Raw genomic sequence first — 22151 nt, forward strand, 5'->3', positions numbered from 1 at the left:
GAATTGGGGTTGGGTCTTTGCAGCAAAGAATAGTCTCAGGGAAAAATCGCACGCACAAAAAAGCCGCTCGAAAGCGGCTTTTCGTTGAAGACCGGGCTTACTTCAGGCCAGACATCTTCTGGATGGCGCCCTTGAGATCGGCATCAGAGCAATCAGCACAGGTGCCTTTGGGTGGCATCGCGTTGACGCCGGAGATTGCTTTCGCCAGCAAGCCATCAAGGCCGCCTTCTTTCTTGGCACGCTCGCCCCAGGCTGCAGCATCGCCGACTTTCGGTGCGCCCAACAGGCCGGTGCCGTGGCATGCGTTGCAATGTTTTGCAATCACTGAGTCAGGGGTTTTGGCATCACCACCACCCGCAGAAGCAGCAACTTCCATCCCCTTGCACTCTTTGCCCTGAACACAGACTTGACCAACAGGTTCAAGGCGCTTGGCGATTTCATCGTTGGTCGCAGCTTGTGCGTTGACAGCCCAGAGGGCCAATACGGTTGCTGGTACGGCCAGCATTTTCATAATTAGGTTCACGCGTACACCCTCAATGGTGGCTAGTCACGCCTACGGCCACGGTTCGCAGGCGGGCGCAAGTATAGCGGTAAGCCCGCCACACTGAAACAACCCCAAAGTCGAAGGGGTTTTATCGTGGAGTGGAAATACAGCAGGGGCGTCTGCGCAATCCGGGCAGGACGCCTCTTCTCTTAGAAATTCGCTGGTGTGGCTGCGCTGATTAGTCGCGCCGGGGCATCGAACGGATTACGGAAGCGGTGCGGCTTGGTACTTTCAAAGTAGTAGCTGTCGCCGGCTTCGAGCACAAATGTTTCGAGCCCGACCACCAGTTCCAGCCGACCTTCCACCAGAATTCCGGTTTCCTCACCCTCATGGGTGAGCATCTCGTCACCGGTGTCGGCGCCTGGCGGGTAGATTTCATTGAGGAACGCGATAGCCCGGCTCGGATGAGCCCGGCCGACCAGTTTCATGGTCACTGCACCATCGGAAATATCGATCAGCTCGTGGGCTTTATAGACGATCTGAGTCGGTTTTTCCTGCAGGATTTCTTCGGAAAAGAACTCGACCATGGACATGGGAATCCCACCCAGCACTTTCCTCAGCGAACTGATCGAGGGGCTGACGCTGTTCTTCTCGATCATCGAAATGGTGCTGTTGGTAACACCCGCGCGTTTGGCGAGCTCACGCTGGGAAAGACCTTTGAGCTTACGGATCGATTGCAGTCGTTCACCGACGTCCAATGCTGGAGCCTCCAGGGATTCAGGTTTGCAGGAATATTGAGCGTTATCATGGCGACAGCGTTCAGTATTTACAACACTTGGGCCTGAATCCGGTTTGGCGAAGCGACTTTCGGTCGGGAACGTTTTTCGTCAGGTCCCGGAATAGAGCAGCGGTACTCGACGCAGGTTGCAGAAGATCTGGTAAGGAATCGTGCCCGCGGCGGTCGCGACGTCACTGGCGAGGATATTTTTGCCCCACAACTCGACGGGCGAACCGAGGCCGGCTTGTGGCACGTCGGTCAGATCGACGCAGAGCATGTCCATCGACACTCGGCCAATCAACTGGCTAGGCTGCCCGGCGACCATCACGGGCGTACCGGTCGGTGCCTGACGTGGATAGCCATCGGCATAACCCATCGCCACCACGCCCACGCGCATCGGCTTGGAGGTGACGAATTTCGCGCCGTAACCGATCGGCTCGCCGGCCGGCAGTTCACGCACGCTAATCACTTTCGATTCCAGGGTCATCACCGGTTGCAGGCGAGACGCCACGGCATTGAGCTCTTCGAACGGTGTCGCACCGTAGAGCATGATGCCCGGGCGTACCCAATCGCTCGGAATCTGCGGCCAACCGAGCACCGCCGGCGAATTACACAGGCTGATTTCAGCCGACAAACCCTGACGCGCCGCCTCGAACACCGCGACCTGCTCGGTGCAGGTCTGGCAGTGCAGCTCATCGGCGCGGGCGAAGTGACTCATCAACACAATCTTCGCCACTTTGCCGCTGGCCAGCAGCCGTTGATAGGCCGCCTGGTAATCCGCCGGGTGCAGGCCAACGCGGTGCATGCCCGAGTCGAGCTTGAGCCAGACTGTGATCGGTTTGCTCAGCGCGGCTTTTTCGATGGCTTCGAGCTGCCACAGCGAATGCACCACGCACCAGAAGTCATGCTCGACGATCAGCGACAGCTCATCGGCTTCGAAAAAACCTTCCAGCAATAACACCGGCGCACGAATGCCGGCAGCGCGCAGTTCCAACGCTTCTTCGATGCACGCCACGGCGAACCCGTCCGCCTCGGCTTCCAGTGCCTGGGCGCAGCGCACCGCGCCATGGCCATAGGCGTCGGCCTTGATCACCGCGAGAGCCTTGGCCCCCGTGACCTCACGGGCGATCCGGTAGTTGTGGCGCAGGGCTTGAAGGTCGATCAGGGCACGGGCTGGACGCATGGCGGCAGACTTCTAGTCGGTCATTGAAATAAAAAACCGGCACTGGCTGACAGCGTGAACCACCAACAGCACCGGGAGAGGGATCTTTCTGGCTGAGCGTTATGGCAGCGCGGCAACAACCGACAGCTCGACCAGGATTTGCGGTTCGCACAGCTTCGATTCGACCGTCGCGCGGGCCGGTGCAACGCCTTTGGGCAGCCACTGGTCCCACACCGAATTCATGCCTTCAAAGTGCGCGTCGATGTCTTTCAGGTAAATCGTCACCGACAACAGACGGCTCTTGTCGGTCCCGGCCAGATCCAGCAAACGCTCGATGTTGGCGAGGGTTTCACGGGTCTGCTGTTCAATCCCGGCGCTCATATCATCGCCGACCTGCCCTGCCAGATACACGGTGCTGTTATGGACAACGATCTGGCTCATGCGCTCATTGGTGAGCTGGCGCTGGATTGACATGTTTTGCAGACTCCTTGAGTTTGTTGCCATAACGGGAAATATCGAGGCCTTCGGCGCTGATCTGCGGGGTTCTTTTCGCCATCAGGTCAGCCAGCAAACGACCGGAACCACAGGCCATGGTCCAGCCGAGCGTGCCGTGGCCCGTGTTCAAGAACAGGTTTTTGAACGGTGTAGCCCCGACAATCGGCGTGCCGTCGGGAGTAGTCGGACGCAGGCCGGTCCAGAAACTTGCCTGGGGCAGATCGCCGCCCTGAGGATAAAGGTCGTTGACGATCATCTCCAGGGTTTCGCGCCGACGTGGGTTCAACGACAGGTCAAAACCGGCGATTTCCGCCATGCCGCCGACGCGGATACGGTTGTCGAAACGAGTGATCGCGACCTTGTAGGTCTCGTCGAGAATAGTCGAAGTCGGAGCCATCGACGGGTTGATGATCGGCACGGTCAGCGAGTAACCCTTGAGCGGATACACCGGCGCCTTGATCCCCAACGGCTTGAGCAATTGCGGCGAGTAGCTGCCGAGGGCCAGCACGTAGCGGTCGGCGGTTTCCAGCTTGCCGTCGATCCACACGCCGTTGATGCGATCACCGGCGAAGTCGAGGCGTTGAATGTCCTGGCCGAAACGGAATTCCACACCCAGTTTCGTGGCCATCTCGGCCAGGCGGGTGGTGAATATCTGGCAATCGCCGGTCTGGTCGTTCGGCAGACGCAAGGCACCGGCGAGGATATCGGTGACACTGGCCAGGGCCGGTTCGACCCGGGCAATGCCCGCGCGGTCGAGCAGTTCGAACGGCACGCCGGACTCTTTCAGCACGGCGATGTCTTTGGCGGCGCCATCGAGCTGCGCCTGGGTGCGGAACAGCTGGGTAGTCCCCAGGCTGCGGCCTTCGTAGGCAATGCCGGTTTCGGCGCGCAGTTCGTCGAGGCAGTCGCGGCTGTACTCGGACAGGCGCACCATGCGCTCCTTGTTCACCGCGTAACGGCTGGCAGTGCAGTTGCGCAGCATCTGCGCCATCCACAGGTATTGGTCGATGTCGGCGGTGGCCTTGATCGCCAACGGCGCGTGACGCTGCAACAGCCACTTGATGGCTTTGAGTGGCACGCCCGGCGCGGCCCACGGCGAGGCATAACCCGGCGAAACCTGCCCGGCGTTGGCGAAACTGGTTTCCATGGCCGCTGCTGGCTGACGATCGACCACCGTCACCTCAAAGCCGGCCCGTGCCAGATAATAGGCACTGGCGGTACCGATGACGCCGCTACCCAAGACCAGAACGCGCATTTTCATATCCCTCATCGCGGCTTACCGCTGACGTTTAGTGCAGACCGAAGATGTGGGCAGTTTAAAAAAGATTAGCCAGTGCTTTTCACTATATAAGTGCTTATATTTGGCGACAATTCTCGGCAAAAACCCTTTTCACGGAGGCGCATCCCCTATGCGGACCAACACTCAGACCAAACGTGAGCTGGACAAGATCGACCGCAACATCCTGCGGATCCTGCAAGCGGACGGGCGCATTTCCTTCACCGAGCTGGGGGAAAAGGTCGGGCTCTCCACCACGCCCTGCACCGAACGGGTCCGACGACTGGAGCGCGAAGGGATCATCATGGGCTACAACGCCCGCCTGAATCCGCAGCACCTGAAGGGTAGCCTGCTGGTGTTCGTCGAGATCAGCCTCGACTACAAATCCGGCGATACTTTCGAAGAGTTCCGACGCGCGGTGCTGAAATTGCCCCACGTACTGGAATGCCATTTGGTGTCAGGGGATTTCGATTATCTGGTGAAGGCGCGGATTTCCGAGATGGCCTCGTACCGCAAACTGCTGGGCGACATCCTGCTCAAGCTGCCGCATGTGCGTGAGTCCAAGAGCTATATCGTGATGGAAGAAGTGAAAGAGAGCCTGAACCTGCCGATTCCGGATTGAGCCTACACAGATCGTTCCCACGCTCCGCGTGGGAATGCCTCAACGGACGCTCCGCGTTCGGCTCTTGGGACGCAGAGCGTCCCGGGCTGCATTCCCACGCAGAGCGTGGGAACGATCAAACGAGGACCTGCCGGGTGCTGGCCATGTACTCATGAATCTGCTTCTCGACCCGCGGATGGATCAGCTCCACCGGCCGGCGCCCGTTGGGGCACGGCAACGTCTTGGTGGTACCGAACAGCCGACAGATCAGCGGTCGTTCGTCATACACCGTGCAGCCGTTGGGGCCCAGATGGACGCAATTGAGTTCATCCATCGCCGCATCCTGCTCGGCCCGGGTCTTGCGCGGCAGGCGGGACATTTCTTCGGGCGAGGTAGTCACCGGCCCACAACAGTCATGGCAGCCGGGCACGCACTCGAAGGAGGGAATCTGCTGGCGCAGCGTGCGAATTTTCTGACTGTTGCAACTCATCGAAGCGGTGACCGAAAGCGGAATAGACCGGGATTCTGACGCAAAAACCCCCATCCAGACAGTGCCAGCCGACCGGTGTTGCCCGCGTCCGAAGTGGCGGCTTATCCTCCGTCCACTTTTTCAAACACACGCATCAGGATGACGGATATGAACGCCCCTGTTCAGCAACCTTCCCCGAGCCATCAACATGCGGCCTCTTATTACGCCGCCAGCAGCCTGCCGCAGCCCGATCTTGCGGTGCTCACAGGTGAGCTTGTCGCGGACGTGTGCGTGGTGGGCGGGGGGTTCTCCGGGCTGAACACCGCCCTCGAACTGGCTGAACGTGGCTTCAGCGTGGTGCTGCTGGAAGCGCACAAGATCGGTTGGGGCGCCAGCGGACGCAATGGCGGGCAATTGATTCGCGGCGTCGGCCATGGCCTCGATCAATTCGTCAACGTGATCGGTGCAGACGGTGTGCGTCAGATGAAACTGATGGGCCTGGAAGCGGTGGAAATCGTCCGACAGCGGATCGAACGTTTTCAGATCCCTTGCGACCTGACCTGGGGCTACTGCGACCTCGCCAACAAGACTCAAGACCTGGAAGGCTTCGCCGAAGACGCCATCGAGCTACACAGCCTCGGTTACCGTTACGAAACCCGTCTGCTGCAAGCCAATGAAATACACAGCGTGGTGGGTTCCGGCCGCTATGTCGGCGGTCTGATCGACATGGGCTCCGGGCATCTGCACCCATTGAACCTGGCACTCGGCGAAGCGGCCGCCGCCCAACAATTGGGCGTAAAGCTGTTCGAACAATCGGCGGTGACCCGCATCGATTACGGCCCCGAGGTCAAAGTCCACACCGCCCAGGGCTCAGTTCACGCGAAGACGCTGGTGCTGGGTTGCAACGCCTACCTCAACGATCTCAATCCGCAACTCGGCGGCAAGGTGCTGCCCGCCGGCAGTTACATCATCGCCACCGAACCCTTGAGTGAAGAACAGGCTCACGCGCTGCTGCCGCAAAACATGGCGGTCTGCGATCAACGGGTGGCGCTGGATTATTACCGACTCTCGGCGGACCGACGTTTGCTGTTCGGCGGCGCCTGCCATTATTCAGGACGCGACCCCAAAGACATCGCCGCCTACATGCGACCGAAGATGCTGCAGGTATTCCCGCAACTGGCCGGAGTGAAAATCGACTATCAATGGGGCGGGATGATCGGCATCGGCGCCAATCGCCTGCCGCAGATCGGTCGGCTCAAGGAGCAGCCGAATGTGTATTACGCCCAGGCCTATTCCGGCCATGGGGTGAACGCCACACACTTGGCGGGCAGGTTGTTGGCGGAGGCCATCAGTGGCCAGCAGAGTGGAGGGTTCGATCTGTTTGCCAAGGTGCCGCATATCACCTTCCCCGGTGGCAAGCATTTGCGCTCGCCGTTGTTGGCGTTGGGGATGTTGTGGCATCGCCTTAAAGAGTTGGTCTGAGGAAGATGATCGTTCCCTCGCTCCTGCGTGGGAATGCATCCAGTGACGCTCTGCGTCACAGCGGACGCGGAGCGTCCGGGGCGGCATTCCCACGCAGAGCGTGGGAACGATCAAAGAGCGCCCTGGAACTCAGATCCGCCAGAACGGTTTAAGCCCCTCATCCAACGCCTGCTCCCGACTCAGCCCTACATCCCTCAACTGCTCCGGTGTCAGCGTCAGCAACGCCTTGCGCGTGTGCAGGCGATGCCAGAACAGGCCCCAGCGACCCAGGCAGGACGGTGCGTTGCGCAGGACCGCCTCGCGTGCTCCGTTTTTTTGCCCTGCCGCCAGTTCCTGACTGTGTAACGTCAGCCGCACATCGCTCAAGCCGTTCATTTCCGTCGCTCCTGTTTACTTGGGTAGCCAGAGCTTTCATGATGCGCGGACGATGAAAAGCATTACAGATTCAATGATGGTGTATTAAATCCATACAGATTTTCAGTTTCAGCCTCTGAATCACATATTTTTGCCCCATCTGTGCTGGTTAACCGAATCACCCACATCGAGACTGCGCCATGACCCTCTACGTCAATCTCGCCGAATTGCTCGGCACACGTATCGAACAGGGCTTCTATCGTCCCGGCGACCGGTTGCCCTCGGTGCGGGCGCTGAGTGTCGAACACGGGGTCAGCCTGAGCACGGTGCAGCAAGCCTATCGAATGCTGGAAGACGTTGGTCTGGCGATGCCCAAACCCAAATCAGGCTACTTCGTGCCCGTGAGTCGCGAGCTGCCGGAGCTGCCAGTGGTTGGCCGGCCAGCCCAACGACCGGTGGATATTTCCCAGTGGGATCAGGTGCTGGAACTGATCCGCGCCGTGCCGCGAAAGGACGTCGTGCAACTGGGTCGCGGCATGCCGGACATCACCACGCCGACCATGAAACCGCTGCTGCGCAACCTGGCACGAATCAGCCGTCGGCAGGACATGCCCGGCCTGTATTACGACAACATCTACGGCACCCTCGAATTGCGCGAACAGATCGCTCGCCTGATGCTCGATTCCGGCTGCCAGTTGAGCGCCAACGATCTGGTAATCACCACCGGTTGCCATGAAGCACTGTCAACCAGCATCCGCGCTATCTGCGAGCCGGGTGACATTGTGGCCGTGGATTCGCCGAGCTTTCACGGCGCTATGCAGACCCTCAAGGGCCTGGGCATGAAAGCGCTGGAAATCCCCACCGATCCGCTTACTGGTATCAGCCTCGATGCGTTGGAACTGGCGTTGGAGCAATGGCCGATCAAAGCCATACAGTTGACCCCCAACTGCAACAACCCGCTGGGCTACATCATGCCGGAGTCGCGCAAACGCGCGTTGTTGACGCTCGCACAGCGTTTCGATGTGGCGATTATCGAGGACGATGTGTATGGCGAACTGGCTTACACCTACCCTCGTCCACGCACGATCAAATCCTTTGACGAAGACGGCCGCGTCCTGCTCTGCAGTTCTTTTTCCAAGACCCTGGCACCGGGCCTGCGCATTGGCTGGGTCGCGCCAGGTCGTTATCTGGAACGGGTGCTGCACATGAAGTACATCAGCACCGGCTGCACCGCGCCGCAACCGCAAATTGCGATTGCCGAATTTCTCAAGTCCGGGCACTTCGAGCCGCATTTACGGCGGATGCGCACGCAATACCAGCGCAATCGCGACGCGATGATTGACTGGGTCACCCGCTACTTTCCCGCCGGCACCCGGGCCAGCCGTCCGCAAGGCAGCTTCATGCTATGGGTCGAACTGCCGGAGGGCTTCGACACCCTGAAGCTCAATCGAGCGCTGCATGACCAAGGCGTCCAGATTGCCGTCGGCAGTATTTTTTCAGCCTCGGGTAAATACCGTAATTGCCTGCGGATGAACTACGCGGCCAAACCCACACCGCAGATCGAGGAAGCGGTGCGCAAGGTTGGCGCGGCGGCGATCAAACTGCTGGCGGAAACCGACTGACCTTTCTTCGGGATCCAGCGTCCATATAACTAACAAGGCCGCCAACGGAATATGCTCCGTGAGAACCAGACAGCCCCTGCTTGCTCTTCTGTTACTCGCCTCGTTCCTGGGTGGCTGCGCGACGCTCAGCGCCCCTCGCGAACCGAGTCAGGCCCTACCGGCAGCAGACTCGGCGTTCGGCCGCTCGATCCAGGCCCAGGCTGCCCCCCATCAGGGCCAATCGGGCTTTCGCTTGCTATCCGACAGTTCCGAGGCTTTCACCGCCCGCGCCGAGCTGATTCGCAACGCCCAAAGCAGTCTCGATCTGCAGTACTACATTGTCCATGACGGCATCAGTACGCGGATATTGGTGGGTGAGTTGCTCAAGGCTGCCGACCGTGGAGTACGGGTACGGATTCTGCTCGACGACACCACCAGCGATGGCCTGGACCGAATCATCGCAACTCTCGCCGCCCATCCGAAGATTCAGATCCGCGTGTTCAACCCGCTGCATCTGGGCCGCAGCACCGTCGTTACACGAACCGCGGGCCGGCTCTTCAACCTGTCGCTGCAACACCGGCGCATGCACAACAAACTGTGGGTGGCGGATAACAGCGCGGCGATCGTTGGCGGACGCAACCTGGGGGATGAGTATTTCGATGCCGAGCCCAATCTGAATTTCACCGACATCGACATACTCGGTTTCGGCCCGGTTGCAGAGCAGCTGGGGCACAGCTTCGACCAGTACTGGAACAGCGCCCTGAGCAAGCCGATCGAGCAGTTTCTCTCGACCAAGCCGACAGCCAGGGACCTGAAAAATACCCGGACCCGACTGGACGAGTCCCTGGAGGAAACGCGAAAACAGAACCACGCGCTTTACCAGCAGTTGATGGCCTATACCACTCACCCGCGCCTGGATGTCTGGCGTCGCGAGCTGATCTGGGCCTGGAACCAGGCATTGTGGGACGCTCCGAGCAAAGTCCTGTCCGAGGGCGAGCCGGACCCACACTTACTGCTGACCACTCAGTTGGCACCTGAGCTTAATGGGGTCAGCAAAGAACTGATCATGGTCTCGGCCTACCTCGTACCCGGCCAACCGGGCCTGGTATACCTGACCAGTCGCGCCGATGCCGGCATATCGATCAGTGTGCTGACCAACTCACTGGAAGCCACTGACGTACCGGCAGCGCACGGTGGTTATGCGCCTTATCGAAAAGCCTTGCTGGCGCATGGCGTGCAGCTGTTCGAATTACGCCGCCAGCCCGGCGACAATGGTGACAGCGGCAGCGGACCGCGTCTGTTTCATAGCGGGTCGTATCGCAGTTCCGATTCCAGCCTGCACAGCAAGGCGATTATTTTCGATCAGCAGAAAACCTTCATCGGCTCATTCAATTTCGACCCGCGCTCAGTGCTGTGGAACACCGAAGTCGGGGTCCTGGTGGACAGCCCGAAACTTGCCGCGCGTGTGCGCGAACTGGCACTTGAAGGAATGGCGCCCGCCCTCAGCTATCAGGCTCGACTGGAAAAGGGTCAGATCGTCTGGGTCACCGAAGATGACGGCAAGCAGCGCATATTGACCCAAGAACCGGGGGGGTGGTGGCGACACTTCAATTCATGGCTTAGCAGCATGGTTGGCCTGGAACGAATGTTGTAGTCAGCTGGCGAAGCCTGCGTTCGGCAGTTACTACAAAATTACGCAGGTTGCACCGTGCCAAACGCCCCTTGCCGCGACACCAGAATCACCAACCCCAGCGCACCCGCCGCCATCAATAACGGCAAGGCATGCCCGCTGATCCACTGGCTCCCGGCACCCGCCGCCAAAGGACCGATCAGGCAACCAATTCCCCACAGCTGCGCGATATGGGCATTGGCCCGCACCAAGGCATCGTCGCGATAACGCTCGCCAATCAGGATCAGCGACAAGGTGAACAAACCACCGGCACTGGCGCCGAACAACACCCACAGCGGCCAGATCAACAGCGTATCGATCAGCAACGGAATCGCCAGACTCGACAGCAGCAAAAGCATCGCGCAGCCGGTGAATAACGTACGCCGTGACAAGCGATCGGCCAGTGCGCCAATCGGCAATTGCAGCAAGGCATCACCCACCACAACCGTACTGACCATCGCCAAGGCGATTTCCGTGGTGAAGCCCTGACGCAGGCAATAGATCGGCAATAAAGTCAGGATCATCGCTTCGAATGCGGCGAACAGCGATACCGCCCATGCAATCGCCGGCAGGCCGCGGCAGAAGTTCAACAGGTCACCCAGGGTCACGCTGCAGGCTTCGCTACTGGGCGCTCCGCTACGGCCCAGCAACAGCAGCGGTGCAGCCATCAGCAAAGCAACGCCGACCCAGAAGCCGTAATCATGCTCTGTGCCCAACGCTCCCAACAGTAACGGCCCGGCCAGCTGACTCAATGCGTAACTGCTGCCATACAGCGCCACCAGCCGACCGCGCCATTGCTCGACCACCAGTTGGTTGATCCAGCTTTCGCCGAGGATGAAGACAAGGGTCAGGATCACCCCGATCATTAACCGCAGCAGCAGCCAGATCGGATAGCTCGGCCACAGCGCCAGCAAGCCGATGGACACCGCCCCGGCCCACAGGCACAGGCGCATCAGATTGGCCGTGCCGAGACGGGCCGCGAGGTGGCTGGAGATTTTCGCCCCCAGCAGTACACCAATGGCCGGCATCGCCGCCATCACGCCGATCGCGAACGAGCCGTAACCCCAGCCCTCCAGACGCAGCGACACCAACGGCATGCTGACCCCCAGGGCCAGGCCGACACTCAAGACAGACGCCAAAACGGCGAAATAAGTCGCCCAACGCATGTTCCACACTCCTGTGGATATTTTATGTGCAGCGCAAAACAATGTGGGAGCGGGCTTGCTCGCGAAGAGGCCATCACATCCAACATCAATGTTGGCTGTTACACCGCCTTCGCGAGCAAGCCCGCTCCCACAGGGGATCTGTGTCGTTCAGGAGCCCGATTGACTACCGAGCCCCCTCACTGGCCTACAACTTGATCCAGGTCGCCTTCAGCTCGGTGTACTTGTCGAACGCATGCAGTGACTTGTCGCGACCGTTGCCGGATTGTTTGAAGCCACCGAACGGCGCGGTCATGTCGCCGCCGTCGTACTGATTGACCCACACGCTACCGGCACGCAATGCCTTGGCGGTCAGGTGAGCCTTGGAGATGTCGGCGGTCCAGACTGCAGCGGCCAGACCGTAAGGCGTGTCGTTGGCGATCTGGATGGCTTCTTCAGCGCTGTCGAAGGTGATGACCGACAACACCGGACCGAAGATTTCTTCCTGAGCAATTTTCATCGCGTTGCTCACGCCATCGAAAATTGTCGGCTCGACGTAGGTGCCACCGGTTTCCTGAAGAATGCGCTTGCCGCCCGCCACGAGTTTGGCGCCATCGGTGTGACCGGACTCAATGTAGGACAGCACAGTGTTCATCTGCTGGGTATCCACCAGTGCACCGACGTTGGTTGCCGGATCCAGCGGGTTGCCCGGCTTCCAGGTTTTCAGGGCCTCAATCACCAGCGGCAGGAATTTATCCTTGATCGAACGCTCCACCAGCAGGCGCGAACCGGCGGTGCAGACTTCGCCCTGGTTGAAGGCGATGGCACCGGCAGCGGCTTCGGCGGCGGCTTGCAGGTCCGGCGCATCGGCGAACACGATGTTCGGGCTCTTGCCGCCAGCTTCCAGCCAGACGCGCTTCATGTTCGATTCGCCGGAGTAGATCAGCAGTTGCTTGGCGATCTTGGTCGAACCGGTGAACACCAGGGTGTCGACGTCATTGTGCAGAGCCAGGGCCTTGCCGACGGTGTGACCGTAACCCGGCAGCACGTTCAGCACACCTTTCGGAATACCCGCTTCAACCGCCAGCGCCGCAATGCGAATGGCCGTCAGCGGCGATTTTTCGGAAGGCTTGAGGATTACCGAGTTACCCGTGGACAGTGCCGGGCCGAGCTTCCAGCAGGCCATCATCAACGGGAAGTTCCACGGCACGATCGCACCGACCACGCCGACCGGCTCGCGAGTCACCAGACCCAACTGATCATGCGGAGTGGCGGCGACTTCGTCGTAGATCTTGTCGATGGCTTCGCCGCTCCAGCTCAGGGCTTGCGCCGCGCCGGGAACGTCGATGTACAGGGAATCGCTGATCGGCTTACCCATGTCCAGGGTTTCGAGCAGGGCCAGTTCTTCGGCGTGCTGCTTCAGCAGGCCGGCGAAACGAATCATGGTGGCTTTGCGCTTGGTCGGCGCCAGGCGCGACCAGGCGCCGGAATTGAAAGTGGCGCGGGCGTTGTCCACCGCACGCTGGGCGTCGGCAGCATCACAGCTGGCAATCTTGCCCAGCAGGCGGCCATCGACCGGGCTGATGCACTCGAAGGTATCGCCAGAGGCGGCATCGGTGTATTCGCCATTGATGTAGGCGCGGCCTTCGATCTTCAGATCGCGAGCGCGTTGTTCCCAGTCGGCACGAGTCAGGGTGGTCATTCGAGTGTCCTCCTCTTATTGAATACGAGTGCCCCGCGTTCTATGCGGGCGCTGTCAGGAATTCTGCCCGGCCAGCCTGCTTTTCGGCTCAAGGCAACCGTTACCCTAAACCAGCGGCCGGTGAAGTTTCAATATATTTGACATAAGGCCGGCAAACGGCCTTGCGATGTTCATTTTAATAAACATAGACTTTCAATTTTCCAGCGCAATCACGGGGGAATACCAGCATGAGCATTCAGGATATCGTCGATTTCAGCCAGGCCACTACCCAGCCCGATCGCTATCGACCAGACCCGGCGAAAGTCCTCAAGGGCGACCCCGAGCAAGCGGTGTACAACCACTACAATAGCCCGTGCGGCCAGATGAGTGCAGGTGTTTGGGAAGGCGAAGTCGGCCAGTGGCTAGTGAACTACACCGAGCACGAATACTGCGAAATCGTTCAGGGGGTTTCAGTGCTGCGTGACGGCGAGGGCAACGCCAAGACCCTGCGTGTGGGCGATCGTTTCGTGATTCCGGCTGGTTTCAAAGGCACCTGGGAAGTGCTGGAGCCGTGCCGCAAGATCTATGTGGTGTTTGAACAGAAGGCCTGAAGATTTTTGCTGCCCCGGCCGGCCCCTTCGCGAGCAAGCCCGCTCCCACATTTGATCTGTGTCGTTCACAAGTCCAATGTGGGAGCGGGCTTGCTCGCGAAGGGGCCGGTCCAGGCAATACAAAATAGACAGGCAACAAAAAAGGCCCGTATCTCGCGATACGGGCCTTTTTCGTAAGAGGAAAAAATCAATTACTTGATTTTGCCTTCTTTGTAGATCACGTGCTTACGAACAACCGGATCAAATTTCTTGATCTCGATTTTGTCCGGAGTAGTGCGCTTGTTCTTGTCGGTAGTGTAGAAGTGACCAGTACCGGCGCTCGAAATCAAACGAATCAATTCACGCATGATTAGCTCCCTTAGATCTTGCCGGCTTTGCGGATTTCGGCCAGCACGACAGTGATGCCACGCTTGTCGATGATACGCATGCCTTTGGCAGATACGCGCAGACGCACGAAACGTTTCTCTTCTTCAACCCAGAAGCGGTGATGCTGCAGGTTCGGCAGGAAACGACGACGGGTTTTGTTGTTTGCGTGGGAAATGTTATTCCCAGTCACCGGACCCTTACCGGTAACTTGACATACTCTCGACATGCCTCAGCCCTCTAAAACCACATGCCCAACCCGGCATGGGTTGGCCGCTTAATCTCTCAGTCATTTGGCGCCAGGCGCCGCGTTTCTTTAGAGGTCTTACCGGCTACACCTACAATGAAGGAACCGGGCCCCTAGAAAAGAGCGCTGCTTTATACCAGAAAGACTAGAGAGCAACAACAACCGGTGTGCATTGAATTGATAAAAACCCAGGTTTTCAGGCGCCGGGCGCCTTGGACAAAGGCTGTCCCCGAGAACGACCGCTCGTCGCAGAGAATCGGTCAACGGGCCCATTCAGGGTTTTCCTCAACCGCTACTCACCGAAAACAGTTGCCCATACTCCCCTCAAAATGAAAAAGGGGATAGTCATTTGTAAAAGAGCCCACTAGGGTAAGCCTTTTCCAGACTGCACTTGCAGATGGGCCTTCGATCTGTAAAGGAATCCGACCATGCGCCTTGCTGCCCTACCGCTGCTGCTCGCCCCGCTTCTACTGAGCCCTTTGGCCCATGCCGCCGCCCTGAGCGTCTGCACCGAGGCCAGCCCGGAAGGGTTCGATGTGGTGCAATATAACTCGCTGACCACCACCAACGCCTCGGCCGACGTGCTGATGAACAGTCTGGTGGACTTCGACACGGCCAGCGGCAAAGTGATCCCCAGCCTGGCGGACAGCTGGGAAGTCACACCCGACGGCCTGACCTACGTCTTCAAATTGCACCCACAGGTAAAATTCCACCGCACCGAGTACTTCAGCCCGACGCGCGCCCTGACCGCCGAAGATGTGAAATTCAGCTTCGACCGCATGCTCGACCCGGCGCACCCGTGGCACAAGATCGCTCAAAGCGGCTTCCCGCATGCCCAGTCGATGCAATTACCCGCGCTGATCAAGAAGATCGACGCATTGGACCCGCTTACCATCCGCTTCACCCTTGATCATCCGGACTCGACTTTCCTGCCAACCCTGAGCATGGGTTTCGCCTCGATCTATTCGGCCGAGTACGCCGACCAACTGATGAAGGCCGGCACTCCGGAAAAGCTCAACAGTCAGCCGATCGGCAGTGGCCCGTTCATTTTCACGCGCTTCCAGAAAGACGCCTCGATTCGCTACAAGGCCAACCCGGATTACTTCCGCGGCAAGCCGTCGATAGACCCGCTGATCTTCGCCATCACCCCCGATGCCAACGTGCGCCTGCAGAAATTGCGCCGCAACGAGTGCCAGATTGCCCTGTCGCCCAAACCGCTGGACGTACAGGCCGCGCTGAAAGAACCCACCCTGAAAGTCGAAAAGACTGACGCCTTCATGACCGCCTTCGTTGGCATCAACAGCCAACACCCGCCGCTGGATAAGCCTGAAGTACGCCAGGCGATCAATCTCGCGTTCGACAAGGCCAACTACGTCAAAGCCGTGTTCGAAGACACCGCCGAACCCGCCAACGGCCCCTACCCACCCAACACCTGGAGCTACGCCAAAAACCTCTCGGGCTATCCCCATGATGTCGAGAAAGCTCGCGCATTGATGGCCAAGGCCGGGCTCAAGAATGGTTTCCAGACCACCATCTGGACCCGCCCTTCCGGCAGCCTGCTGAACCCCAATCCAAGCCTCGGCGCGCAGCTGCTTCAGTCCGACCTGGCGGAAATCGGCATTCAGGCCGAGATTCGTGTGATCGAATGGGGCGAACTGATTCGCCGCGCCAAGGCCGGCGAGCACGACCTGTTGTTCATGGGCTGGGCCGGCGACAACGGTGACCCGGACAACTTCCTCACACCGCAGTTTTCCTGCTCGGGGGTCAAATCCGGCACCAACTTCGCCCGCTACTGCAACCAGGACCTGGACAAGCTGATCAGCGCCGGCAAAACCACCGGCGAGCAAGGCGTACGCACCAAGCTCTACGAACAGGCCCAGGCGCAGATCCAGCAACAGGCATTGTGGCTGCCGCTGGCCCACCCGACGGCCTTTGCGCTGACACGTAAGGATGTGCAGGGCTATCAGGTCAGTCCGTTTGGTCGCCAGGATTACTCGAAGGTCAACCTCAAGTAATCCGCTCCACCACAAAACCCTGTGGGAGCGGGCTTGCTCGCGAAAGCGGTCTGTCAGTAAACATTGATATCGACTGACACGACGCCTTCGCGAGCAAGCCCGCTCCCACATGGACTCACTTAGCTCTGTATCCCTCGCTCACATCCACCCGTATTCGGCCATGGACAGCGGATCGCCGTCACCGACGATGAAATGGTCGAGCACCCGCACATCGATCAACTCCAGTGCCTCTTGCAGGCGCTTGGTCAGCATTCGATCGGCCTGGCTGGGGTCGGTGTTACCCGACGGATGGTTGTGGCACAGGATCAGCGCTGCGGCGTTATGGGCCAAGGCGCGCTTGACCACCTGCCGGGGATGGACGCTCGTATTGTCGATAGAGCCGCGAAACAATGCCTCAAACGCCAGCACTTGATGCTTGGAATCCAAAAACAGACACCCGAACACTTCATGAGGCTCATGGCGCAGCATCGATTTCAGGTAGTCACGAACCGCCTGCGGATTTTCCAGCGCCGATTTTTGGCGCGCACGTTCGGCCAAATGCCTTCTGCCCATTTCCTGTGCTGCTTGCAGCTGAGCGAATTTCGCTGGCCCAAGCCCTAATTGCCTGCTGAACGTAGCCTGATCGGCCTCTAGCAGTGAGCGCAGGCTGCCAAATTGATTCAGCAGGTGTCGCGCCAGATCAACTGCGCTTTTACCCGACACGCCGGTTCGTAAAAAAATCGCCAGCAGTTCGGCGTCCGAAAGACTCCCCGAGCCCAACTCAAGCAACCTCTCCCGCGGCCGCTCCGCCACCGGCCAATCACGAATACTCATAGCACCTCCCTGGAATGTGGGCGCCGCTGTTCCATAGCGGTCGCTGTGATATCGTAGCCCATCTTTTTTGCGAGCGATTTCACTCCTGGGGAGGGGGTATCGCCACGCAGTCATCAACGAAATGAAAGGCAGACCTATGCAGCGGCTGTATCGGAAACGCATCGTTCTGGGCGTCGGCGGCGGCATTGCTGCCTACAAGAGCGCCGAGCTGGTTCGCCGCCTGATCGACCAGGGCGCCGAAGTGCGCGTGGTCATGACCCGTGGCGGCAGCGAATTCATTACCCCGCTGACCATGCAGGCGTTGTCCGGGCATCCGGTCCATCTCGATTTGCTGGACCCGGCGGCCGAAGCCGCGATGGGCCACATCGAGCTGGCCAAATGGGCTGACCTGGTGCTGATCGCTCCCGCCACGGCGGACCTGATCGCGCGCCTGGCCCAGGGTATTGCCGACGACCTGCTGACCACTTTGGTGCTGGCCACCGATGCCGTGGTCGCGGCTGCCCCGGCAATGAACCAGGCCATGTGGCGTGACCCGGCGACCCAGGCGAACCTGCACACCCTCGAAAGCCGCGACCTCAAAGTCTTCGGCCCAGCCTCCGGCAGCCAGGCCTGTGGTGACGTCGGCATGGGTCGCATGCTCGAAGCCACCGACCTCGCGCAGTGCGCGGCAGACTGCTTCCAGCGCCAGGCGCTGACCGGCAAACACGTGCTGATCACCGCCGGCCCGACCCAGGAAAACATCGACCCGGTGCGCTACATCACCAACCACAGCTCCGGGAAAATGGGCTTTGCCCTGGCCGAAGCCGCGGTCGAAGCCGGCGCCCGCGTGACCCTGATCACAGGCCCCGTGCATCTGCCGACCCCGGATCGCGTCACGCGCATCGATGTGGTCAGCGCTCGCGACATGCTCGCTGCCTGCGAAGCGGCGATCCCTTGCGACCTGTTCATCGCCTCTGCTGCGGTCGCGGACTACCGTCCGGAAGTCGTCGCCCCACAGAAACTCAAGAAAGACCCTACGAACGGCGACGGCTTGTTGCTACAGATGGTGCGCAATCCAGACATCCTGGCCACCATCGCCACCCGTCCTGACCGTCCGTTCAGTGTCGGTTTCGCCGCCGAAACCGAACACCTGCTCGATTACGCTGCCCGCAAGTTGAAAGACAAGAACCTCGATCTGATCGTCGCCAACGACGTCGCCAACCCGAGCATTGGCTTCAACAGCGAAGAAAACGCCTGCAGCGTGATCGACCGTGAGCTGCACGCCACGCTTTTCGCCCAGACCAGCAAGGGCAAGATTGCCCGCCAGCTGATCACTTTTATCGCCGAACGTCTGAACCAGGTTTAATTTACATGCACGCTTTGCAAGCCAAGATCCTCGACCCCCGCATCGGCACCGAATTCCCGCTGCCGCAGTACGCCACGCCAGGCTCCGCCGGCCTCGACCTGCGCGCCATGCTGGAAAAAGACACCATCATCAAGCCGGGCGAAACCCTGCTGATTCCGACTGGTCTGTCCGTCTACATTGGCGATCCAGGTTTGGCGGCGCTGATTCTGCCGCGCTCCGGCCTGGGTCATAAGCACGGCATCGTGCTGGGCAATCTGGTCGGCTTGATCGACTCCGATTACCAAGGCCCGCTGATGGTGTCGTGCTGGAACCGTGGCCAGACCGATTTCAACATGGTGGTAGGCGAACGCCTCGCCCAATTGGTGCTGGTACCGGTGGTTCAAGCGCATTTCGAAATGGTCGAAGAGTTCGTCGAAACCCAGCGTGGTACCGGCGGGTTCGGACATTCGGGTAGCCACTGATCACAGAAAGGCCGGGCGCCCTGCCCGGCCTGAAACCCGTATTTGGTATATCAAGGACGAAAAAATTGCGCAGACCTCAACTGAAACGTTTACCGCCCAAAATCAAGGCATTGGCCGGCGAATTACTCGCCGACGCCGACGGCATGGCCTTTTCACACCACGAACTCTCTGTGAAAAACGCCGTCATACCCTTCAGTTTGAGCCAGCCCACGCGTTTTCCGCAGGCCTGTCCAGCCACTTTCAAGATGGAGCATTCCTACAGATGAGCACCCCAGCCCAAGTCGCACCCACGTTCCCCGACAGCATCTTCCGCGCCTACGACATTCGGGGCACCGTCCCGGAATTCTTGAATGCTGAAACCGCTTATTGGCTTGGTCGCGCCATCGGCTCCCAGAGCCTGGCCCAGAGCGAACCCAACGTATCCGTCGGCCGTGACGGTCGCCTGTCCGGCCCGGAACTGGTGGAACAACTGATCCAGGGTCTGGCCGACAGCGGTTGCCACGTCAGCGATGTGGGCCTGGTGCCAACGCCCGCGCTGTACTACGCCGCTAACGTATTGGCCGGCAAATCCGGCGTGATGCTCACCGGCAGCCACAACCCGTCGAACTACAACGGCTTCAAGATCGTCATTGCCGGCGATACCTTGGCCAACGAACAGATCCAGGCTCTGCATGAACGCCTCAAGACCAACAACCTGAGCAGCGGCAAGGGCAGCATCACCAAGGTCGAGATCCTCGACCGCTACAACACCGAAATCGTCCAGGACATCAAACTCGCCCGTCGCCTGAAAGTGGTGGTCGATTGCGGCAACGGCGCGGCCGGCGTGATCGCCCCGCAGTTGATCGAAGCCCTGAACTGCGAAGTCATCCCGCTGTTCTGCGACGTAGACGGCAACTTCCCGAACCACCATCCGGATCCGGGCAAGCTGGAAAACCTGGTAGACCTGATCGCCAAGGTCAAGGAAACCAACGCCGATCTGGGCCTGGCCTTCGATGGCGACGGCGACCGCGTGGGCGTGGTAACCAACACCGGCAGCGTAGTCTTCCCGGACCGCCTGCTGATGTTGTTCGCCAAGGATGTGGTAGCACGCAACCCCGACGCAGAAATCATCTTCGATGTTAAATGCACCCGCCGCCTGATCCCGCTGATCAAGGAGTACGGCGGTCGTCCGCTGATGTGGAAGACCGGTCACTCGCTGATCAAAAAGAAAATGAAACAATCCGGCGCCCTGTTGGCCGGCGAGATGAGCGGGCATATCTTCTTCAAGGAACGCTGGTTCGGTTTCGACGACGGTATTTACAGCGCCGCACGGCTGCTGGAGATCCTCAGCAAGGAAAAATCCACCGCGCAAGAGCTGTTCGAGACCTTCCCGAACGATATTTCTACGCCAGAGATCAATATCCATGTGACCGAAGAGAGCAAATTCAGCATCATTGATGCACTGCACGATGCGCAATGGGGTGAAGGCGCCGACCTGACTACCATTGACGGCGTGCGAGTCGACTATGCCAAAGGCTGGGGCCTGGTTCGCGCCTCCAACACCACACCGGTGCTGGTGCTGCGCTTCGAGGCCGATGACGAGGCTGAACTGCAGCGCATCAAGGATGTATTCCACGTCCAGCTGAAACGCGTTGCACCTGATCTCCAATTACCGTTTTGATTTGAAACACCCGGAGCCCTGAATGACCCTCGAACGCGAAGCCGCCGCCAACACCGCCAAGGTCCTGTCCGAAGCGCTGCCTTACATTCGCCGCTATGTCGGCAAGACGCTGGTGATCAAATACGGCGGCAACGCGATGGAAAGCGAGGAGCTGAAAACCGGCTTCGCCCGCGACATCGTGCTGATGAAAGCCGTCGGCATCAACCCGGTGGTGGTTCACGGCGGCGGCCCGCAAATCGGCGATCTGCTCAAGCGCCTGTCGATCGAGAGCCACTTTGTCGACGGCATGCGCGTCACCGACGCCGCGACCATGGACGTGGTGGAAATGGTCCTCGGTGGCCAGGTCAACAAGGACATCGTCAACCTGATCAACCGTCACGGCGGCAGCGCCATCGGCCTGACCGGCAAGGACGCGGAGCTGATTCGTGCGAAGAAGCTCACCGTCACCCGCCAAACCCCCGAGATGACTACTCCGGAAATCATCGACATCGGACACGTCGGTGAAGTGGTCGGGATCAACACCGACCTGCTGAACCTGCTGGTCAAAGGCGACTTCATTCCGGTGATCGCGCCAATCGGTGTCGGCGCTAACGGCGAGTCGTACAACATCAACGCCGATCTGGTGGCCGGTAAAGTCGCCGAAGCACTGAAAGCTGAAAAGCTGATGCTGCTGACCAACATCGCCGGCCTGATGGACAAGTCGGGCACGGTTCTGACCGGTCTGACGACTCAGCAGGTCGACGACCTGATCGCCGACGGCACTATCTACGGCGGCATGCTGCCGAAGATCCGTTGCGCACTGGAAGCAGTACAAGGGGGCGTGGGCAGTTCGTTGATCATCGATGGTCGGGTGCCCAATGCGATTCTGCTGGAAATCTTCACCGACACCGGTGTGGGTACGTTGATCAGCAATCGCAAGCGTCACTGATTCAAAACCTTAAAAAGATCGCAGCCTTCGGCAGCTCCTTGGATTTCGGATGTACGAAAAATCTGTAGGAGCTGACGAAGTCTGCGATCTTTTTTATGCGTGCAGGAAATTCCTGACCTTATTGGGCGAAACGTCTGACATCGCAAAAGAATCAATCTGCATAGGATCGTCCCTGAATCCACAGGAGATCTACCCATGCAAAAAGACTACGTCCCATATGGCAGCGATGTTTCACCTGGCACCTATGCCTGTGTCGATTGCGGTCATGAGTATTCGAATCAGGCCAAGACCTCGATGCCGCCGTGCCCGCAACTCCGGAAAACACCACACACCCGCCATGGCTGGAAAATTCTGACCGGTCAGGGCGATGCCGCTATCGATCCGTACCCAGAGAAAGCCAATAAACCCGTCTAGATCAAAAAGATCCCTTGTAAGAGCGAGGCTTGCCCGCGAAGAGGTCATCACATCCAACATGAACGTTGGCTGTTAAATCGCTTTCGCGGGCAAGCCTCGC

At 59.4% G+C, this 22151-nt stretch carries 22 protein-coding genes and 1 pseudogene; 11 read left to right on the top strand and 12 right to left on the bottom strand.

The features are described from left to right. Positions 1 to 97 precede the first annotated feature (97 nt). The 5 genes from MEB48_RS16025 to dadA all read right to left on the bottom strand — a co-directional run bounded on the left by MEB48_RS16025 (position 98) and on the right by dadA (position 4174). Entirely contained in the window at positions 98 to 511 is a 414-nt protein-coding gene (locus MEB48_RS16025) for a c-type cytochrome (protein WP_237885090.1), read from the bottom strand. A 182-nt stretch (positions 512 to 693) separates the two neighbouring features. Further along, complete coding sequence (locus tag MEB48_RS16030; RefSeq protein ID WP_007894746.1) at positions 694 to 1242, bottom strand: cupin domain-containing protein; 549 nt, start codon at positions 1240 to 1242, stop codon at positions 694 to 696. Between the two features lie 129 nt (positions 1243 to 1371). Then, on the bottom strand, positions 1372 to 2445 hold the full coding sequence (gene alr / locus MEB48_RS16035; protein WP_237885091.1) for an alanine racemase: 1074 nt from the start codon (positions 2443 to 2445) through the stop codon (positions 1372 to 1374). Positions 2446 to 2544: 99 nt separating this feature from the next. Continuing rightward, positions 2545 to 2898 carry a RidA family protein gene (locus MEB48_RS16040; RefSeq protein WP_030132425.1) on the bottom strand — a complete coding sequence of 118 codons (354 nt, stop codon included), beginning with the start codon at positions 2896 to 2898 and terminating at the stop codon, positions 2545 to 2547. Further along, a complete protein-coding gene (gene dadA, locus MEB48_RS16045; protein ID WP_237885092.1) occupies positions 2870 to 4174 on the bottom strand; it encodes a D-amino acid dehydrogenase in 1305 nt (434 codons plus the stop codon). Before dadA ends, MEB48_RS16040 begins: the two co-directional genes overlap by 29 nt. Before the next feature lie 154 nt (positions 4175 to 4328). Here dadA and MEB48_RS16050 point away from each other — a divergent pair, with 154 nt between their 5' ends. Further along, positions 4329 to 4817 (top strand): Lrp/AsnC ligand binding domain-containing protein, encoded by a 489-nt coding sequence (locus MEB48_RS16050; RefSeq protein WP_003206849.1) that lies wholly within the window; start codon positions 4329 to 4331, stop codon positions 4815 to 4817. 115 nt (positions 4818 to 4932) lie between these two features. Here MEB48_RS16050 and MEB48_RS16055 read toward each other — a convergent pair whose 3' ends face one another. After that, positions 4933 to 5286: a YkgJ family cysteine cluster protein gene (locus tag MEB48_RS16055; RefSeq protein ID WP_007894729.1), complete on the bottom strand. Its 354-nt coding sequence runs from the start codon at positions 5284 to 5286 to the stop codon at positions 4933 to 4935. A 147-nt stretch (positions 5287 to 5433) separates the two neighbouring features. Here MEB48_RS16055 and MEB48_RS16060 point away from each other — a divergent pair, with 147 nt between their 5' ends. After that, complete coding sequence (locus MEB48_RS16060) at positions 5434 to 6747, top strand: NAD(P)/FAD-dependent oxidoreductase (RefSeq protein WP_237885093.1); 1314 nt, start codon at positions 5434 to 5436, stop codon at positions 6745 to 6747. Positions 6748 to 6876: 129 nt separating this feature from the next. On the opposite strand, the gene MEB48_RS16065 is transcribed toward MEB48_RS16060, so the two are convergent. Next, complete coding sequence (locus tag MEB48_RS16065; RefSeq protein WP_237885094.1) at positions 6877 to 7122, bottom strand: DUF1127 domain-containing protein; 246 nt, start codon at positions 7120 to 7122, stop codon at positions 6877 to 6879. A 179-nt stretch (positions 7123 to 7301) separates the two neighbouring features. Between MEB48_RS16065 and MEB48_RS16070 the strand changes: the two genes are divergently transcribed. Both MEB48_RS16070 and MEB48_RS16075 read left to right on the top strand, forming a co-directional pair. Next, on the top strand, positions 7302 to 8723 hold the full coding sequence (locus tag MEB48_RS16070) for an aminotransferase-like domain-containing protein (protein WP_237885095.1): 1422 nt from the start codon (positions 7302 to 7304) through the stop codon (positions 8721 to 8723). Between the two features lie 58 nt (positions 8724 to 8781). After that, a complete protein-coding gene (locus MEB48_RS16075) occupies positions 8782 to 10356 on the top strand; it encodes a phospholipase D family protein (protein WP_237885096.1) in 1575 nt (524 codons plus the stop codon). Between the two features lie 38 nt (positions 10357 to 10394). Here MEB48_RS16075 and MEB48_RS16080 read toward each other — a convergent pair whose 3' ends face one another. Together MEB48_RS16080 and MEB48_RS16085 are read right to left on the bottom strand one after the other, a co-directional pair. Beyond that, on the bottom strand, positions 10395 to 11537 hold the full coding sequence (locus MEB48_RS16080; protein ID WP_237885097.1) for an MFS transporter: 1143 nt from the start codon (positions 11535 to 11537) through the stop codon (positions 10395 to 10397). A 184-nt stretch (positions 11538 to 11721) separates the two neighbouring features. Then, on the bottom strand, positions 11722 to 13215 hold the full coding sequence (locus MEB48_RS16085; protein WP_237885098.1) for an aldehyde dehydrogenase: 1494 nt from the start codon (positions 13213 to 13215) through the stop codon (positions 11722 to 11724). Positions 13216 to 13442: 227 nt separating this feature from the next. Between MEB48_RS16085 and MEB48_RS16090 the strand changes: the two genes are divergently transcribed. Continuing rightward, positions 13443 to 13805, top strand: a complete 363-nt coding sequence (locus MEB48_RS16090; RefSeq protein WP_095054496.1) for a cupin domain-containing protein — start codon at positions 13443 to 13445, stop codon at positions 13803 to 13805. A gap of 191 nt (positions 13806 to 13996) precedes the next feature. Here the strand turns inward: MEB48_RS16090 and rpmG are convergent, their stop codons facing one another. Together rpmG and rpmB are read right to left on the bottom strand one after the other, a co-directional pair. Next, a complete protein-coding gene (gene rpmG / locus MEB48_RS16095; protein ID WP_007894709.1) occupies positions 13997 to 14152 on the bottom strand; it encodes a 50S ribosomal protein L33 in 156 nt (51 codons plus the stop codon). An 11-nt stretch (positions 14153 to 14163) separates the two neighbouring features. Beyond that, complete coding sequence (gene rpmB / locus MEB48_RS16100) at positions 14164 to 14397, bottom strand: 50S ribosomal protein L28 (protein ID WP_007894701.1); 234 nt, start codon at positions 14395 to 14397, stop codon at positions 14164 to 14166. A 446-nt stretch (positions 14398 to 14843) separates the two neighbouring features. Here rpmB and MEB48_RS16105 point away from each other — a divergent pair, with 446 nt between their 5' ends. After that, the gene (locus tag MEB48_RS16105; RefSeq protein WP_237885099.1) at positions 14844 to 16430 is read left to right on the top strand and encodes an ABC transporter substrate-binding protein; all 1587 of its coding nucleotides are present in this window, start codon (positions 14844 to 14846) and stop codon (positions 16428 to 16430) included. 138 nt (positions 16431 to 16568) lie between these two features. Here the strand turns inward: MEB48_RS16105 and radC are convergent, their stop codons facing one another. Next, complete coding sequence (gene radC / locus MEB48_RS16110; RefSeq protein ID WP_237885100.1) at positions 16569 to 17243, bottom strand: RadC family protein; 675 nt, start codon at positions 17241 to 17243, stop codon at positions 16569 to 16571. Positions 17244 to 17379: 136 nt separating this feature from the next. Between radC and coaBC the strand changes: the two genes are divergently transcribed. The 5 genes and pseudogenes from coaBC to MEB48_RS16135 all read left to right on the top strand — a co-directional run bounded on the left by coaBC (position 17380) and on the right by MEB48_RS16135 (position 22051). Further along, a complete protein-coding gene (gene coaBC / locus MEB48_RS16115; RefSeq protein ID WP_237885101.1) occupies positions 17380 to 18588 on the top strand; it encodes a bifunctional phosphopantothenoylcysteine decarboxylase/phosphopantothenate--cysteine ligase CoaBC in 1209 nt (402 codons plus the stop codon). Positions 18589 to 18593: 5 nt separating this feature from the next. After that, the gene (dut, locus tag MEB48_RS16120) at positions 18594 to 19049 is read left to right on the top strand and encodes a dUTP diphosphatase (RefSeq protein ID WP_095054492.1); all 456 of its coding nucleotides are present in this window, start codon (positions 18594 to 18596) and stop codon (positions 19047 to 19049) included. A 283-nt stretch (positions 19050 to 19332) separates the two neighbouring features. Continuing rightward, a pseudogene (locus tag MEB48_RS16125) lies at positions 19333 to 20709 on the top strand (phosphomannomutase/phosphoglucomutase); the annotation flags it as partial. Between the two features lie 22 nt (positions 20710 to 20731). Continuing rightward, positions 20732 to 21637: an acetylglutamate kinase gene (argB, locus tag MEB48_RS16130; protein WP_053163877.1), complete on the top strand. Its 906-nt coding sequence runs from the start codon at positions 20732 to 20734 to the stop codon at positions 21635 to 21637. A 195-nt stretch (positions 21638 to 21832) separates the two neighbouring features. Further along, entirely contained in the window at positions 21833 to 22051 is a 219-nt protein-coding gene (locus MEB48_RS16135; protein ID WP_237885102.1) for a zinc ribbon-containing protein, read from the top strand. The last annotated feature ends 100 nt before the right edge of the window (positions 22052 to 22151 follow it).

Source organism: Pseudomonas sp. PGPR40 (assembly GCF_022014505.1).
In the GTDB taxonomy this organism is placed as follows: domain Bacteria; phylum Pseudomonadota; class Gammaproteobacteria; order Pseudomonadales; family Pseudomonadaceae; genus Aquipseudomonas.

Bases quoted from the DNA above. Each gene is read 5' to 3' on its own strand.
- MEB48_RS16090 (WP_095054496.1), top strand. From the start codon at position 13,443: ATGAGCATTCAGGATATCGTCGATTTCAGCCAGGCCACTACCCAGCCC.
- MEB48_RS16105 (WP_237885099.1), top strand. From the start codon at position 14,844: ATGCGCCTTGCTGCCCTACCGCTGCTGCTCGCCCCGCTTCTACTGAGC.
- MEB48_RS16070 (WP_237885095.1), top strand. From the start codon at position 7,302: ATGACCCTCTACGTCAATCTCGCCGAATTGCTCGGCACACGTATCGAA.
- MEB48_RS16065 (WP_237885094.1), bottom strand. From the start codon at position 7,122: ATGAACGGCTTGAGCGATGTGCGGCTGACGTTACACAGTCAGGAACTG.
- MEB48_RS16025 (WP_237885090.1), bottom strand. From the start codon at position 511: ATGAAAATGCTGGCCGTACCAGCAACCGTATTGGCCCTCTGGGCTGTC.
- coaBC (WP_237885101.1), top strand. From the start codon at position 17,380: ATGCAGCGGCTGTATCGGAAACGCATCGTTCTGGGCGTCGGCGGCGGC.
- rpmG (WP_007894709.1), bottom strand. From the start codon at position 14,152: ATGCGTGAATTGATTCGTTTGATTTCGAGCGCCGGTACTGGTCACTTC.
- MEB48_RS16050 (WP_003206849.1), top strand. From the start codon at position 4,329: ATGCGGACCAACACTCAGACCAAACGTGAGCTGGACAAGATCGACCGC.
- rpmB (WP_007894701.1), bottom strand. From the start codon at position 14,397: ATGTCGAGAGTATGTCAAGTTACCGGTAAGGGTCCGGTGACTGGGAAT.
- dut (WP_095054492.1), top strand. From the start codon at position 18,594: ATGCACGCTTTGCAAGCCAAGATCCTCGACCCCCGCATCGGCACCGAA.
- MEB48_RS16085 (WP_237885098.1), bottom strand. From the start codon at position 13,215: ATGACCACCCTGACTCGTGCCGACTGGGAACAACGCGCTCGCGATCTG.
- radC (WP_237885100.1), bottom strand. From the start codon at position 17,243: ATGAGTATTCGTGATTGGCCGGTGGCGGAGCGGCCGCGGGAGAGGTTG.
- MEB48_RS16135 (WP_237885102.1), top strand. From the start codon at position 21,833: ATGCAAAAAGACTACGTCCCATATGGCAGCGATGTTTCACCTGGCACC.
- MEB48_RS16040 (WP_030132425.1), bottom strand. From the start codon at position 2,898: ATGTCAATCCAGCGCCAGCTCACCAATGAGCGCATGAGCCAGATCGTT.
- MEB48_RS16060 (WP_237885093.1), top strand. From the start codon at position 5,434: ATGAACGCCCCTGTTCAGCAACCTTCCCCGAGCCATCAACATGCGGCC.
- dadA (WP_237885092.1), bottom strand. From the start codon at position 4,174: ATGCGCGTTCTGGTCTTGGGTAGCGGCGTCATCGGTACCGCCAGTGCC.
- MEB48_RS16055 (WP_007894729.1), bottom strand. From the start codon at position 5,286: ATGAGTTGCAACAGTCAGAAAATTCGCACGCTGCGCCAGCAGATTCCC.
- argB (WP_053163877.1), top strand. From the start codon at position 20,732: ATGACCCTCGAACGCGAAGCCGCCGCCAACACCGCCAAGGTCCTGTCC.
- MEB48_RS16080 (WP_237885097.1), bottom strand. From the start codon at position 11,537: ATGCGTTGGGCGACTTATTTCGCCGTTTTGGCGTCTGTCTTGAGTGTC.
- alr (WP_237885091.1), bottom strand. From the start codon at position 2,445: ATGCGTCCAGCCCGTGCCCTGATCGACCTTCAAGCCCTGCGCCACAAC.